The sequence below is a fragment of the Pseudoxanthomonas sacheonensis genome, assembly GCF_010093305.1.
Classification (GTDB): Bacteria; Pseudomonadota; Gammaproteobacteria; order Xanthomonadales; family Xanthomonadaceae; genus Pseudoxanthomonas_A; species Pseudoxanthomonas_A sacheonensis.
The window spans coordinates 142,882-156,937 of sequence record NZ_PDWS01000002.1 but is presented as its reverse complement, the minus strand read 5'-3'; the positions used below and the strand labels follow the sequence as shown (position 1 = coordinate 156,937).

General features: G+C 58.4%; 12 protein-coding genes and 1 pseudogene. 12 read left to right on the top strand and 1 reads right to left on the bottom strand.

Annotation, left to right across the window (positions count from 1 at the left end; all coding sequences use genetic code 11):
- Position 1: 1 nt before the first annotated feature.
- The 6 genes and pseudogenes from CSC73_RS02665 to CSC73_RS02640 all read left to right on the top strand — a co-directional run.
- Positions 2 to 703 (top strand): annotated as a pseudogene (locus CSC73_RS02665) (DHH family phosphoesterase); the annotation flags it as partial.
- Between the two features lie 236 nt (positions 704 to 939).
- Positions 940 to 2,130, top strand: a complete 1,191-nt coding sequence (locus tag CSC73_RS02660; RefSeq protein ID WP_130522623.1) for a tyrosine-type recombinase/integrase — start codon at positions 940 to 942, stop codon at positions 2,128 to 2,130.
- Positions 2,112 to 3,707 carry a site-specific integrase gene (locus CSC73_RS02655; protein WP_163838875.1) on the top strand — a complete coding sequence of 532 codons (1,596 nt, stop codon included), beginning with the start codon at positions 2,112 to 2,114 and terminating at the stop codon, positions 3,705 to 3,707. The genes CSC73_RS02660 and CSC73_RS02655 overlap by 19 nt, the downstream gene beginning before the upstream one ends.
- A gap of 1 nt (position 3,708) precedes the next feature.
- Positions 3,709 to 5,850: a hypothetical protein gene (locus CSC73_RS02650; RefSeq protein ID WP_162456376.1), complete on the top strand. Its 2,142-nt coding sequence runs from the start codon at positions 3,709 to 3,711 to the stop codon at positions 5,848 to 5,850.
- Positions 5,847 to 6,353, top strand: a complete 507-nt coding sequence (locus CSC73_RS02645) for a hypothetical protein (protein ID WP_130522620.1) — start codon at positions 5,847 to 5,849, stop codon at positions 6,351 to 6,353. The genes CSC73_RS02650 and CSC73_RS02645 overlap by 4 nt, the downstream gene beginning before the upstream one ends.
- Positions 6,350 to 8,116 carry a single-stranded-DNA-specific exonuclease RecJ gene (locus tag CSC73_RS02640; RefSeq protein WP_130522619.1) on the top strand — a complete coding sequence of 589 codons (1,767 nt, stop codon included), beginning with the start codon at positions 6,350 to 6,352 and terminating at the stop codon, positions 8,114 to 8,116. The genes CSC73_RS02645 and CSC73_RS02640 overlap by 4 nt, the downstream gene beginning before the upstream one ends.
- Before the next feature lie 73 nt (positions 8,117 to 8,189).
- Here CSC73_RS02640 and CSC73_RS02635 read toward each other — a convergent pair whose 3' ends face one another.
- A complete protein-coding gene (locus tag CSC73_RS02635) occupies positions 8,190 to 8,846 on the bottom strand; it encodes a hypothetical protein (RefSeq protein ID WP_163838874.1) in 657 nt (218 codons plus the stop codon).
- A 208-nt stretch (positions 8,847 to 9,054) separates the two neighbouring features.
- Here CSC73_RS02635 and CSC73_RS02630 point away from each other — a divergent pair, with 208 nt between their 5' ends.
- The 6 genes from CSC73_RS02630 (at position 9,055) to arsJ (ending at position 13,792) form a co-directional block, all read left to right on the top strand.
- The gene (locus CSC73_RS02630; protein WP_130522617.1) at positions 9,055 to 9,411 is read left to right on the top strand and encodes a helix-turn-helix domain-containing protein; all 357 of its coding nucleotides are present in this window, start codon (positions 9,055 to 9,057) and stop codon (positions 9,409 to 9,411) included.
- 172 nt (positions 9,412 to 9,583) lie between these two features.
- Entirely contained in the window at positions 9,584 to 9,928 is a 345-nt protein-coding gene (locus CSC73_RS02625; RefSeq protein ID WP_130522616.1) for an ArsR/SmtB family transcription factor, read from the top strand.
- Complete coding sequence (gene arsB, locus CSC73_RS02620) at positions 9,925 to 10,992, top strand: ACR3 family arsenite efflux transporter (protein ID WP_379655385.1); 1,068 nt, start codon at positions 9,925 to 9,927, stop codon at positions 10,990 to 10,992. Before CSC73_RS02625 ends, arsB begins: the two co-directional genes overlap by 4 nt.
- A 24-nt stretch (positions 10,993 to 11,016) precedes the next feature.
- Positions 11,017 to 11,514: an arsenate reductase ArsC gene (locus CSC73_RS02615; RefSeq protein ID WP_130522615.1), complete on the top strand. Its 498-nt coding sequence runs from the start codon at positions 11,017 to 11,019 to the stop codon at positions 11,512 to 11,514.
- Positions 11,515 to 11,547: 33 nt separating this feature from the next.
- Positions 11,548 to 12,552 (top strand): ArsJ-associated glyceraldehyde-3-phosphate dehydrogenase, encoded by a 1,005-nt coding sequence (locus CSC73_RS02610; protein ID WP_162456375.1) that lies wholly within the window; start codon positions 11,548 to 11,550, stop codon positions 12,550 to 12,552.
- 4 nt (positions 12,553 to 12,556) lie between these two features.
- Entirely contained in the window at positions 12,557 to 13,792 is a 1,236-nt protein-coding gene (arsJ, locus tag CSC73_RS02605) for an organoarsenical effux MFS transporter ArsJ (RefSeq protein ID WP_130522613.1), read from the top strand.
- The last annotated feature ends 264 nt before the right edge of the window (positions 13,793 to 14,056 follow it).

Sequence of the window (14,056 nt, the reverse complement as noted above, 5' to 3'; positions counted from 1 at the left end):
CGTGGCTCAAACCCCAAGGATCCGTCGGCGCCAGATCGACGCGGCGGGAAGCTGGCCGGACAACTTTTCACCGCTGCTGCGCCGCATCTACGCTGGACGCGGCGCGACCAGCCTGGAACAGGCGCAGCCTAAATTGGCGCAACTGCTGCCGCCCGAAACCCTCGGCGGGCTGGCGGAAGCCACCGCCTTGCTCGCAGATGCGATAGCGGCGAACAGTCATATCGTCGTGGTCGGCGACTTCGACTGCGACGGCGCCACGGCCTGCGCCGTCGGCGTGCGTGGATTGCGCATGCTCGGCGCAACGCGGGTGACCCCGGCGGTGCCCAACCGCATGTTGCACGGCTATGGCCTGTCGCCGGCGCTGGTAGGCGAACTCGCCGGGCTGCAGCCCGATCTGCTGGTGACCGTCGACCACGGCATCGCCTGCCATGCGGGCATTGCGGCAGCCAAGGTCTTGGGCTGGAAAGTGCTGGTCACCGATCACCATCTTCCCGGCGAGTCGTTGCCGCCGGCCGACGCCATCGTCAATCCCAATCTGCGAGGCGACGCCTTCCCCAGCAAGATGCTGGCCGGCATGGGGGTGATGTTCTACGTGCTATTGGCGCTACGGAAGAAATTGCGTGAGCAAGGTGACCTAGCGCACGGCGAGCCCGATCTTTCCACACTGCTCGATCTGGTGGCCGTGGGCACCATCGCAGACTTAGGTGGGGGCGGATCTGGACACTTTCTTCTAGGGTCAAAGCTCCTAGACCTGCCCTAGATCGGTCTTTGCCCCCCTAAATCCTGAGAGGGATATTGACTGGTTGCCCTTCTACGCAACTTTCGTTAACGTCTTAGGCGCGGCATGTATTGGACTTATAGATAAGTCTATTTATATCAATGATATAAACTTCATAGGTGTTCACTTTGAGGCCTGACCGAGTTAGCTTGGCGTATAGGGTGATTCCGTTCCTGGATCAGGACGCAACCAGCCGGTACGTCTTGATGCATCGCGAATCCGGTCGACTGCCGATCGCGTCGTCCATCTATGAAACGCATCTCGCTCAGAAGAGCGACTCGCAGAAGACAAGGTCAGGATCGCTATACGGGATCGCAAGCTTGTACTCATGGGCTGACGAGCGCGGCGTTGACTTGGATGCACAACTCCTGAGTGGTGAAGGCTTGGCGCCGTCGCAGATCTCCGCTTTCTCGGCCTGGTTGCGGGTACGGCTAGGTGAGGACGGGAAAGCAAGGCTCACGCCTGAATCGAGAACCACACACAACCAGACCCTGCACTTCTGCCGACAAATCTGTGTGCATTTCATAACTCAGTATGCGACATCGAATTCAGCAGTCGCAGAACGCGTTATGCAAATCGAACTTCTTGCCAACTCGCAAGGTCGCGAGTGGACAAGGACACGGATCAAGACGCGGAAGAAGAGAGTAGCGCCAGATCTGACGGACGAAGAACTGGCGCGGATCGAAGAATTTCTATTACCTGAAAATAGAAGTAGGAACGTCGGCCAAGATATTGCATGGCGGGACTATCTACTTTGGAGATTGACGATTGAGTTCGGCTTGCGACTTGGTGAGGTGCTAAGCCTGAGGCTCCAGGACTGTCCGGCGTTGGGTCGCAACTACATTAGTGTCGTCAGGATCGAAGAGCGTGACGACGGAGTGATTGACTCGAGAGGAGCGCATGCCCCAAGGCCAAAAACCCTAAGTCGCGACCTTCGCTTTCTATGGAAGGAGACCAGGTTTCCGCATCTAATTGCCCAATACACGACTCGCTTTCGTCGCGCCTCGGTCAAGGAGCATGGCCGCCAGGTATATCGGTGGGTCCTTCCCCATCCATTCCTGATCGTAGCAACGAACGGTAAGCCGCTTTCTATCAGCACTGCGAATGATGTGGCGTCCGCGATCAAGGCGGCAACTGGCATCAACTTCCACTGGCATCTGGCACGACACGCCTTCTTCAATCGGATGTACCTGCGCGCCAAGACCAATCAGGAACTGCAGGATCTTGTGTACTGGGGTGGCTGGGAGAGCGAAAAGAGCCTTGAGATCTATTCAAGACGTGCTCGAGCCGACCGAGCGAAGGGAGTGATGCGATCCGAAAATGAGAACTGGTCATGGACGGCATTGCAATGATGCAGAACCATGAAACTGGCCTGTGGGAAGGTTCGGACGGACGCAAATTCGTCCGCAATGAATTCAATCCAGACGCCCCAGTGTTTATCGACGTAACGGATGATGTCTGGCGGTTCAGCCTGGGTGGTTCAGCGAGGAGGTTGGATTGGCGACAGGGCGGACTGTCAAATGCTGTTGTTGAGCCTTTGCAAGTTATTGCATTGGAGCAATTGCGAACCAAATCCGCGTCGTGGGCGCAGCACGTGCATCGGATGTTGCATGGCCTTGTTATGGCGGCAAACAGTCTGGGGATAGAGCTTTCAGGTGGGCTTGGCGCTCTGTCCATCAAGGAATGGGCAGCAATGTGGGTGCTGCTTTCAAAAGAAGCTCGAACAATGCTCCGAATCTTCTATAGGGAGATGGCTCAGCGATCAATGGCGGGAGCGAGCCCAGCTATCGCACTGGAAATGGACGAATGGGTCGCGTGGCCACAACCGGCGGGCATGCAGGACGTACTGACCTGGAATGCAGAGACTGGGGCATACACGTCGGGGGAGTCGGAACTGGCCCGACGCGCATTGGCCATGCCCGTAGGTGATGAATCTGATGTTGAATGCATTATCCGGGTTTTTGGCTGGATTCTCTTTGAGACCTATAAGCGTCCACTGCAACTACTTGGTATGCGCAAAGATGCCTTGGTCACCTATAAGGGGCAACGCTGGCAATACTTTTTAAGAATTCCGAAGGTAAAGGCGCAAACGGGCGATGTTGCCGAGTTGTGGCCTGTAAGCGAGGCGCTGGGGAAATCGATACAGGCATTGGGCGACCGCCCATTACTCTTGGCTCTACAGGAAAAATTCGACCGATTGATTGTCGTGCCAGGCAGAAAACAAGGCGGCAACAATCGAAATGCAACCACTATCGGTTCGCGCGATCAATACGGTCTAGAACTTCCGATGGAGTGGCATGAGCATGGGCAGGTACCTACGGGCACCATGACCAGATTGCTGCGTCGATGGAGTATTGAAAGCAATATCGTCAGTCCAAGGACTGGAAAGGTACTTGTTTTTGGAGCGAAGCGCGTTCGTCATACCGGCGGAACGCGTCTTGCCATGCAGGGTACTCCTCGAGACGAAATCCAGACAATCTTCGAGCACGATGATCCTACATCGGCTCAGGCCTACATTGATGCGGTGGCTTCGGAGTTGCTGCCTGCCATCGAGCGAGCAGACCGTGCACTAGGCGGGCTATTCGCCGGTCTTAATGCGGCCTTCTTTCAAGGCGTGGTTGTACCTGCGTTAGGAGAGAAGCAAATTCTCGTTTCCGATTTTCACTCGGGCGCCCCCGCTGTCGTTGGCTCATGTGGCAGCAGCGGGGCGTGCCCAACTCATCCGTTTTGGGCGTGCTACGGAGGATGCCCACATTTTCAAGCGTGGCGGGATGGCGATCACAGCGCTTCAATGAAGTATGTCCAGCGCGAACATGAACGATGGAGCCATGCCGAGGCTGGAAAAGAGCGCAGCAAATTGGGCAAGGATTTTGAACAGGTATACGCCGGGATCAAAGACGTGATCACGGCTATTGAAGAGGGGCATTAGGATGTCGGCCGCACTTTCTCGTTGGCTGCATGAGCACACGGCGGATTCCTCAATTTCGGAGTTGGGGTCGCATTTGCTCGCCTTGATTCCGCCTGGAGCGTCATTCGAATCGGATCAATGGAATGTAATTTCATGGGTGTTACGTCCTGGCAATGGCATCAGCAGATACCTCTACTTTGACAAGATCGTTCATGCCAACTTGAAGGCGGCATGCAAGATTTGGATTCTCCATGGACGGATGACACGAAATCTTGGAGAAGGTTCGGCTCAGGCCCGCTTAACGGTCGTGGCAATTTTAGGGGAAGTTCTCGGGGCACGGTCATTCGACACGCTCAAGAACGAAGATTTCTACGCTGCAGAACGGCGGATCAGAAAGAATCGCGCAGCTGCGGGCGCATACGGACTATGCAAGGTGCTCGCGACGTTCGCGAAGTGGCTGAATTTGCGGACGCGATCGAGACTGAGCTACGTCTCCGGCATGAAGAAGCCAGCTAAGCACGGGCGCAAGGGCAATGATGCAGGTCGCCATGAAAAGTTAATGCCAGACGAGGTCATACGCGACCTGATTGCTGTCAATTCAAGAGACGATATAAGTGACATCGATCGCTTCTATCTGCAGATTTTCACTATCGATGTCGGGGCCGGATTTCGTGTGGGCGAGTTGGCGAATTTGCCGGAAAATTGTCTCATCGAGCACGATGGCGCCTTGCAATTGCTGTACTTCCCCGAGAAGAAAGGGCGTCCCGTTCCAAAGGTGGTGCCTCCCAGTCTAGTGCCGGCAATCCGTGCCGCTGTTTCCGCATTGAAATCTTCCACCGAGGATTTGCGAAAGCTTGCCGCGCAACAGCGTGAGAATGAGCCAGTCGATTGGCTTAAGGTGTCTTCCAATGAGGCGGCTGCATGCTACTTCACATCAAAATTCGCGCACGAATGGACCGCAGATCCAGCCAATCGGCTCATTAATCCCGATGCGGTTTGGCACAAGTTCAAGAAGAAGCTGATCGATGCGATCGGCACGTTAGAGGAGTGCGGTGGTAATAAGTCTGAAGCAGGTCGCAGACTGGGCGTGACGTACATGAGCCTGGAAAGGATGCTGGCCGAGCAGCGTGCCGCCCGCGCAGGTGAGCTCCGCACCATGACCTGCAAGGGGAAGGAAATACGCAGTTGGAATTTCGATCCTCGACTCATTAACGAGAATCAATTCAAGCTGCGCGCGCGAACCACAACACACAAGCTGTATCCGTCTGTCCGAGCGATCATTCAAGACGCCAGAGAAATGCAGTTGCGAGGAGAGTTTTATCCGAATCCGGTTAGAGATGAAGGCCTGGAGGCCCAATTCAAACGATCATTTGCCCTCATTAGAGGCCCAGGGGGAGAGTCATACCTGGAAGCTCACGAGGCGTTGCTGCTCCGCAGGCGCGGCCGGGGTGGAAATTCTCGCACTAGCGATTTTCTAGCGGTCACCGTCACCGACTTGGCGCGGTGGCTAAGTCGAAATGATGGAAAAACAAAGATTAGTGTTTTTCAGAGATTCGGGATTGTAGATCCAAGGACAGGCGAGATCGCCAAGTTTACTTGGCATGACGTGCGGCACTGGCTCAACACACAGTATCAGCGAGGCGGTCTTAGTCAGCAGCAGATTGCTCTGATCTTTGGTCGCAAGGACGTCGGTCAGAATGCCACATATGACCAAACGTCGAGCGAAGAGCGAGCAGAACGCTTAAGGAATGCCGTGCGAGACGGAGTGATCGTCGGCGAGATCAGCGACACATATTCGCGTCTGGCGGATATCTCTAGAGAGCAAGCGGAGGAATATCTGGCGGGTGCACTGCGAATGATAAACATCATGCCGCACGGTCTGTGTACCCTAAATTGGGCAATGAACCCGTGCCCACACTATCTCAGCTGTTTCACCTGCGGTGGAGATAGTGAGGAGAATAGTGGCGCTTGCGAGCATCTGATCGTAGATCGCAACAATTCTGGGCATGTCGCTGAGATCAGACGCCTTCGTAGCGAGGCGCAGGTGGCGCTGAAAGTTATTCCTTCGGAGTCTCCCATGTTCAGTCATTACCTGCGTATTTTCAGTAATACGACCCTCAAGCTGGAGCAGATGGGGCTCGGAGTCGAGGTTGTAGCGAAATGAGAAAACAACTTCGCGGTGAAGAATTGTCTGGTCGCATTCGCACGGTAATTCATGAGTTGGCGGATGAGGCGGCGAAGCTCGGGAAGGGCTACGTATTCAATGCGAGCGAGGTTTCGGCACGTGTGCCCGCATCGAGAACGACTCTAAGGCGTTATGATCATGTTGTAGCGGAAACGCTGAAATCGTTGAAGGCAGGGCGCCGATCTACTTCAGGCGAAGCATTGATTGCGCTGTTCCGCGCTCAAAACGAACGGCTGCAAGAAGAACTAGCTGTGGCTCAACGTCAAGTTCAAGCGCTTCGACAGCATCATGTCGAAATATATAGGCGGTTTCACCACAGCTCCGCGGATATAACGCCTTTGCTGACCCCGCTTCTGGCAGAGGAATGCAAGGAGGCTTCAGCTTGCCTGTTCTGTGGGGGTGACATTTCTGCAGTCAAGAGTCGGAAGGCAGGCAGCAATGTCTTCCCAATCAAGCCTTCTGCAGGAAAGCCTGGGCGATGACAGACAGCACAAACATGATGCTTAAGGATCGATCGCGCGATAAGCCTGTGGAGGAGCAGGCCATTAGTCTCGGCTATACGCCGTTGCAGGCGCGGGTGATATCAGGTCGATTACATGGGGTTTCCTTCTCGCAGCTTCGCTCCCTAATTATCCCATCGCCTAACGAGATCGATGGGCCGCACGCATTGCCCGACATTGATAAGGCCTCCGGGCACCTTGCCGACGCAATCTCTGCGCACACACCAATTGCTCTGGTTACTGATCACGATGCTGATGGCGCCACTTCCCACGCGATTCTCAAAAACGCTCTAGTGGCGATGGGGTATCCGGTTGGCCGAATCTATAGTTTTCTCTCGCATAAGATGATCGAGGGGTACGGCCTCAGCGATGCGCTAGTCGATCGCATGCTCCCTCAGCTTCCGCCAAGCACGTGCATTATTACGGCGGATCAGGGGAGTACCGATGAGATGCGAATCTCCCGGTTGGTCGCTGCTGGCCATTCCGTCGTGGTGACGGATCATCACGGCATTCCCGAAGAAGGGCCGCCGCAATCAGCTCATGCCGTGGTGAACCCGGTGCGGCGCGATAGCAAATTTCCAGATAAGGCGATAGCCGGTTGCCATACCGCATTGCTGGTCATGGCGGCTACTCGCGAGCTGTTAATTGAGCGTGGGTCTTTAACCCCGGAATCGCCACGTGTCTCTGATCTTCTAGATTATTGCGCGGTTGGGACCATTGCGGACGCGTCGTCTCTTGCGTACTCGCTAAACAATCGAATGATCGTGCAGCGCGGGCTCCGTTTGATGAATTCGAAGCCGCGACCTTGTTGGCAAGCTATGCGCCGCTTGCTAAAGAAGGAAGGGGACTGGACAGCTGCCGATATTGCATTTCAGATCGCGACACGCATAAATGCTAGAGGCCGGCTAACCGATGCCATGCTGGGGGTGGAGTTTCTGTGTGCCACCAGCGAGGAGGAGGCATTCCGCATCCTCCAGGAACTTGATTCCAACAATCGCGAGCGAAAGGACATTGAAGCGACACTGCGCAGTATTGCAGAACCTTTGGCTAAAGCCGGTATCCGCGATGGGCGACTCGGACTCTGTCTATGGCTGGGGGAACGGTCGCATGCAGGGGTTCACGGTATTACCGCCACTCGAATGGTGGAGCAGTTCGGATTGCCAACGATATGCCTATCGCCGCTTGCGAGTGACGAGAGCATTGCCACCGGATCAATACGAACAACGCCGCACGTTAACGTCCTGCAAGCGCTGACATTAATTAAACAACGCTGGCCAGGCCTATTGTTGAGCGCTGGCGGGCATCGTGGTGCGGGCGGGCTCAAGGTGAAGCGAAGCGATATTCCCACCTTGGTTGATGCATGGGATACGTGTGTCAAAGAAGCCTATGGCGAAGAACTGCCATCACCGTATCTGCTAGTTGACGGGTTGCTCGAAGCACCTGGTTTAGATCATGTACGCGAGTTGTCGGCGTTGGAGCCCTATGGCCGAGAATTCGAGCAGCCAATATTCATGGGTACTTGGCGCGTGAACGATATGCGCCTGATTGGCGACGGAACCCACTTGAAGTTACGGCTCTCAAACAGCGCAACTGACATCGATGCGGTCTGGTTTGGAGCCAACAAAGAGGGGAACCCTCCTGTCAGTGTTGGAGTCAGCGTGACGTTTGCTTATTGTCTGGATGCGCAAAGTTACCGCGGCAACACCCGGCTGCAGCTGATAATTCGGGGGATCGATTTGCGTTGATTGTGCAGTTTGGATGACCTAGCCACGCGTTGCGAAATGAGTGGGACAGAACCGTCACGATCCGCAGCATCTGTTAAACACGACAATGTTCGAGACCGTGGCCAATCAACACCTCTGTACTTGGCCACCCTGTCCAATAGAGTTGTCCCAAGCGCGTCAGCCTATGAACGAAGCCGCGACCCAATGCGCTTTCAGGTTGCGGGTTAAAGGGCGGAAACGAACAGCCATCCCACGTGCCGCTCGCTACTGAAGTCGCACGTCGGCGTATTTCCTGATAGATCGTGTCGCGCAGGCCATCCACCTGGGGTCCGTGCTGCATGGCCATGGAAGCGCCACGCCGTACTGCCGCCCAGGCACAGTAGCGCCACTGGGCTACCGTTAGTACTACTCCGCTTTCCCGATAGGCGAACGCGATGTCCTGTGCCCACTCACCGGAGAACCGATGCTTCAGCAGTTGCTGCTCGAAGAAACGTTCGGCCTCGGCGGATCCCAGTTCGGTCCAAAGCCGCAATCGTTCTGCCGTCGTAAAGTCGTCGCGTTCCAGGGAGTTGAAGTAGTCATCCAGCGCATCGACCAACCGCTCCGGCTCATACACGGCCCAGGACAGATGCCACTGCAAGCCTTCGATCGGCGTGATCCGGGCATCGGGCTTTAGTTCCCAGCGTGCCTCTGGCCAAGGCACTTCGATGACGCCGCGCTCCTGTAAGTACCCCATAGCTACCAGGGTCATCCGCTTGGTCTGCGCGATCGGTAGGCGGTATTCCTGCCCAGTCAATAGCGCCCATAGGTACAGGCATCCTCTTAGCCCGAGTTCATCGACGGTGGCGGGGGCGGGCGACGCCATGTAGGGCAGAGGTGGTTGTTGGGGCTCTAAGAATAACTTAGTATCCAAGAACCGGTCACTTCCGCCATCCTTAAGGCTTCCTTAGGGGGTGGTAGTGACGACTCGAACGGCAAAATACCCGGTTTTTGCGCTACGACTGGCCCAGGCGCGTGAGCGCTCAGGCCTGTCGCAGACGCAACTCGGTGTGCTTGCCGGCTTGGATCCTGCCGTGGCCTCTCCCACAATCAATCAATACGAGCGCGGCAAGCACGAACCCCAGCTCAAACGGGCTAAGCGGCTAGCCGAGGTGCTGGGCATCCCGCCGGCCTTTCTCTATACCGAGGACGACCTGCTCGCTGAACTTCTGCTGCAGTGGAACGGCCTGTCCCTGCGCAAGAAGAAAGAGCTGGTCAAGCTGGTCGAAGCTAACAAGGCGCCAAAAGCGAAGAGATCACGCAGTGCCGCGGAATAGCTAGGCACCCAGCCGAACAGTACTGCGGTGGTGGGCAAATGCAGGCGGATGGCGACCATCGCCACCAGCGGCAAGCCGGCCAGCAGGAGAAGGTGAGGCCAGTGCCAGCCAGGCTGTCGTTTTCCTGTCATCGCGGGTTGCTACGCTTCGTATATTCGATTATTTTAGAAAAATGGAAATCAAAGACGCAACCCTCTCGCTCGCCGCCTTGGGCCAGACCACCCGGCTATCGGTCTTCCGCCTGCTGGTCGAGGCAGGTCCCCAAGGCCGGTTGGCCGGCGAGATCGCCGAGACCCTGTCGCTGCCCGGCGCCACGCTGACCTTCCACCTGAAGGAGCTCAGTGGTGCCGGTTTGATCGAGTGCGAGGCGCGCGGTCGCTTCAAGCGCTATCGCGCCAACTTCGAGGCCATGACCAATTTGATCGCCTTCCTGACCCGCAACTGCTGTGGCGGTGCCACGAACTGCCTGCCAAGCCAGGTGTGCGAGCCCACGCGCCGGAGGAAGGACGCGGCATGAACGAGACGATCGCTTCACCGGTACCGCTTTCCCGGCGCATGGGCGGTTTCGAGCGCCACCTGACCTTGTGGGTGGCCTTGTGCATCGTCGTCGGCACCGGACTGGGCTACCTGTTTCCCGACGGCTTTGCCGCGCTGGGCGCGATGGAGATCGCCAAGGTCAACCTGCCGGTCGCGGTACTGATCTGGTTGATGATCATCCCGATGCTGCTGAAGATCGACTTCGGCGCGATGGGACAGGTCAAGCAGCACTGGAAAGGCATCGGCGTCACCGTATTCGTCAACTGGGCGGTCAAGCCGTTCTCGATGGCGCTGCTGGGCTGGCTCTTCGTCCGCCACGTCTTTGCCCGTTATCTGCCGGCGGATCAGTTGGATTCATATATCGCCGGGCTGATCCTGCTGGCCGCGGCGCCATGCACGGCCATGGTGTTCGTCTGGAGCAATCTGTGCGAGGGCGAGCCGCAATTCACCCTCAGCCAGGTCGCGCTCAACGACGCGATCATGGTGTTCGCCTTCGCCCCGGTTGTGGGCTTGCTGCTGGGCATTTCGTCGATCACCGTGCCATGGTCGACGCTGCTGCTGTCGGTGGAGCTCTACATCATCGTGCCCGTGCTGATCGCCGCGGTCCTGCGTCGCTGGATCCTGCAGCGAGGTGGCGAGGCGGCGCTGCAAGCCCTGCTGAAGCGACTGGGGCCGGTCTCGCTTGGCGCCTTGCTGGTCACGCTGGTTCTGTTGTTCGGCTTCCAGGGTCGGCAGATCGTCGCACAACCGCTGATCATCGCCATGCTGGCCGTGCCGATCCTGATCCAGGTGTATCTCAACGCCGGGGTGGCCTACTGGCTCAACCGCAAGTTCGGTGTTGCCCATTGCGTGGCCGGACCTTCCGCATTGATCGGCGCCAGCAATTTCTTCGAACTGGCCGTGGCCACCGCCGTCAGCGTCTTCGGCGTCCACTCCGGCGCGGCGCTGGCGACCGTCGTCGGCGTGCTGGTCGAGGTTCCCGTCATGTTGTCCGTCGTACGCATCGTGACCGCCTCCAAGGCGTGGTACGAAGCGCGCCCCTGATTTGCCCAACCCCGAGACCCTGTCATGAGCCGTCGCTACAACCTCCTGTTCCTGTGCACCGGCAATTCCGCCCGCAGCATCATGGGCGAAGCCTTGGCCAACCAACTGGGCAAGACACGATTCAATGCCTACAGCGCCGGCAGCCAGCCGCGCGGCCAGATCCATCCGATGACCTTGAAGGTATTGCAGGACGTCGGATTGTCGACCGACAGCCTGCGTAGCAAGGCCTGGGACGAGTTTGCCGAACCGGATGCGCCGCAGATGGATATCGTCATCACCGTATGCGATCGTGCCGCCAGCGAGACGTGCCCGGTGTGGCCCGGCCAGCCGATCACCGCGCATTGGGGCGTCCCGGATCCGGCCGAAGTCACCGGCACCGAGGACCAGGTGCGCCGCGCCTTCACCAATGCACTTCATCTGTTGCAGCACCGGATCGCGTTGCTGATGGCGCTGAAGGTCGAAGCCCTCGATCGCCTGGTGCTGGAGACCCGCGTCCGCGAGATCGGCACGGCGTCCACCTGATACCTTTCGTCTTCCTTTCGACTGCACGCCACCATGACTCTACGCATCGGCATCAACGGCTTTGGTCGCATGGGGCGCCTGACCCTGCGCGCCGCCTGGGGCAATCCCGCGCTTTCCTTCGTTCAGATCAACGACCCGGCCGGTGACGCGGCCACCCTGGCGCACCTGCTGAACTTCGATTCGATCCATGGCCGCTGGCAGCACGAGGCGATCGCCGATGGCGATGCCCTCGTGATCGATGGCGTCCGTATCCCGGTGGCCCGCAACAAGGACATCGCCGCCACCGATTGGTCCGGCTGCGATGTGGTCATCGAGGCCTCGGGCAAGTTCCGCAAACCCGACGTGCTGCGGCCCTACCTCGACCAGGGCGTGAAGCGTGTGGTCGTCACTGCACCGGTCAAGTCGGCCGGCGCGCTCGACATCGTCATGGGCGTGAACCAGCAGCGCTTCGATCCGGCCCAGCACCGCATCGTCTCGGCTGCCTCGTGCACGACCAATTGCCTCGCGCCGGTGGTCAAGGTGATCCACGAAAAGCTGGGCATCCGCCATGGCAGCCTGACCACGATCCACAGCCTGACCAACACTCAGGTCATCGTCGATGCGCCCCACAAGGACCTGCGCCGCGCTCGGGCCTGTGGCAGCAGCCTGATCCCGACTTCGACCGGCTCGGCCACCGCGATCGCCGAGATATTCCCCGAACTGAAGGGGCGGTTGAACGGTCATGCCGTGCGCGTGCCGCTGACCAATGCCTCGCTGACGGACTGCGTGTTCGAGGTCGAGCGGCCGACCACGGTCGAGGAAGTCAACGCGTTTTTGCAGGCCGCCGCCGAGGGCGAGCTCAACGGCATCCTGGGTTACGAAACCCAGCCGTTGGTATCAATCGATTTCCAGACCGACCCGCGCTCCAGCATCGTCGACGCGTTGTCGACGATGGTGATCAATGGCACCCAGGTGAAGATCTACGCTTGGTACGACAACGAATGGGGCTACGTGAACCGTACCGCCGAGTTGGTCCAGTTGGTGGGTCAGGCAGGGTAAGTCCATGTTGTCCCGCCTGTCGCCCGATGTTCGCCAGTACCTGTTGATCACGGGCAACTACTGGGCCTTCACTTTGACCGACGGTGCATTGCGCATGCTGGTGGTGCTGCACTTCCACCAGTTGGGCTACTCGCCGTTGCAGGTAGCGCTGCTGTTCCTGTTCTACGAGATCTTCGGCGTCGTCACCAATCTGGTCGGCGGCTGGCTGGGCGCGCGGATCGGCCTCAACCGGACGATGAACATCGGCTTGGCCCTGCAGGTCGTGGCCCTGTCGATGTTGCTGGTGCCCGGCGCATGGCTGACCGTGCCCTGGGTGATGTCGGCGCAGGCGCTGTCGGGCATCGCCAAGGACCTCAACAAGATGAGCGCCAAGAGCAGCATCAAGCTGCTGGTGCCGGGCGATCAGCAGGGGGCCCTGTTCCGCTGGGTGGCGGCGCTGACCGGCTCGAAGAACGCGCTCAAGGGCATCGGCTTCTTCCTCGGCGGCGCCATGCTGACCACGATGGGGTTTGCGCCGGCGGTGGCGCTGATGGCCGGCGTGCTGCTGATCGTATGGCTGTTGAGCCTGGCGTTGCTCAAGCGCGACCTGGGCAAGGCAAAGCACAAGCCGAAGTTCCGCGACATCTTCTCCAAGAGCCGGGCGATCAACTTGCTGTCGGCAGCACGGCTATTCCTGTTCGGTGCCCGCGACGTATGGTTCGTGGTCGCGCTGCCGGTGTTCCTGGCGCAGACGCTGGGCTGGGATTTCTGGCAGGTCGGTGGCTTTCTGGCCGTATGGATCATCGGCTACGGCATCGTGCAGTCGGTGGTGCCGTATTTCACCGGCAAGCGCAGCGGCAAGGTGCCAGACGGACGCTCGGCTTTCGTATGCGCGGCGATCCTGGCGCTCGTGCCGGCGGTGATGGCGATGCTGCTGGCGCGTGAGGAGTCCGTACAGACGATCCTGGTCGTTGGCTTGCTGGTATTCGGGGTGCTGTTCGCGATCAACTCTTCGCTGCACAGCTACCTGATCGTCAGCTACGCCAGCGAAGACGGCGTTTCCCTCGACGTAGGCTTCTATTACATGGCCAATGCGCTTGGCCGATTGTTGGGTACCGTGCTGTCCGGGTGGATATTCCAGGTGGCGGGCTTGGCGGCGTGCCTGTGGATCTCGGCAGTGCTGGTAGGGCTCGCCGCCGCGATTTCCCTGTCGCTCCCCCGGCACAAACCCTTGGCGGCTGTGGACGTCGAGTCCTCGTGACGTCCACGGACGCATCAACCAGGCATTCCGGCTCGTACACTGTCCAGGACAGGCGTCAATGCAGACCTTCGATCGACATTGACTGGGCATCGCGTTGTACTTCCCAACACTGCTTCGGCCAAGGAACTTCGATGACGTCCACGTCTGCGAGTGTCGCCATTCAAGCCCAGCTCACTCGCCGGGTAGGTGCGAAGGGGGAGTCGCCGCAGCTCGCCTACCAATATTGACCCACAGCAGCGAGCCCTCGAATCAACCAGTACGAGA

Excerpts from the sequence above, each read along its gene's own strand:
- CSC73_RS02655 (WP_163838875.1), top strand. The coding sequence starts at position 2,112 with ATGGACGGCATTGCAATGATGCAGAACCATGAAACTGGCCTGTGGGAA.
- CSC73_RS02650 (WP_162456376.1), top strand. The coding sequence starts at position 3,709 with ATGTCGGCCGCACTTTCTCGTTGGCTGCATGAGCACACGGCGGATTCC.
- CSC73_RS02645 (WP_130522620.1), top strand. The coding sequence starts at position 5,847 with ATGAGAAAACAACTTCGCGGTGAAGAATTGTCTGGTCGCATTCGCACG.
- CSC73_RS02640 (WP_130522619.1), top strand. The coding sequence starts at position 6,350 with ATGACAGACAGCACAAACATGATGCTTAAGGATCGATCGCGCGATAAG.
- CSC73_RS02635 (WP_163838874.1), bottom strand. The coding sequence starts at position 8,846 with ATGACCCTGGTAGCTATGGGGTACTTACAGGAGCGCGGCGTCATCGAA.
- CSC73_RS02625 (WP_130522616.1), top strand. The coding sequence starts at position 9,584 with ATGGAAATCAAAGACGCAACCCTCTCGCTCGCCGCCTTGGGCCAGACC.
- arsB (WP_379655385.1), top strand. The coding sequence starts at position 9,925 with ATGAACGAGACGATCGCTTCACCGGTACCGCTTTCCCGGCGCATGGGC.
- CSC73_RS02615 (WP_130522615.1), top strand. The coding sequence starts at position 11,017 with ATGAGCCGTCGCTACAACCTCCTGTTCCTGTGCACCGGCAATTCCGCC.
- CSC73_RS02610 (WP_162456375.1), top strand. The coding sequence starts at position 11,548 with ATGACTCTACGCATCGGCATCAACGGCTTTGGTCGCATGGGGCGCCTG.
- arsJ (WP_130522613.1), top strand. The coding sequence starts at position 12,557 with ATGTTGTCCCGCCTGTCGCCCGATGTTCGCCAGTACCTGTTGATCACG.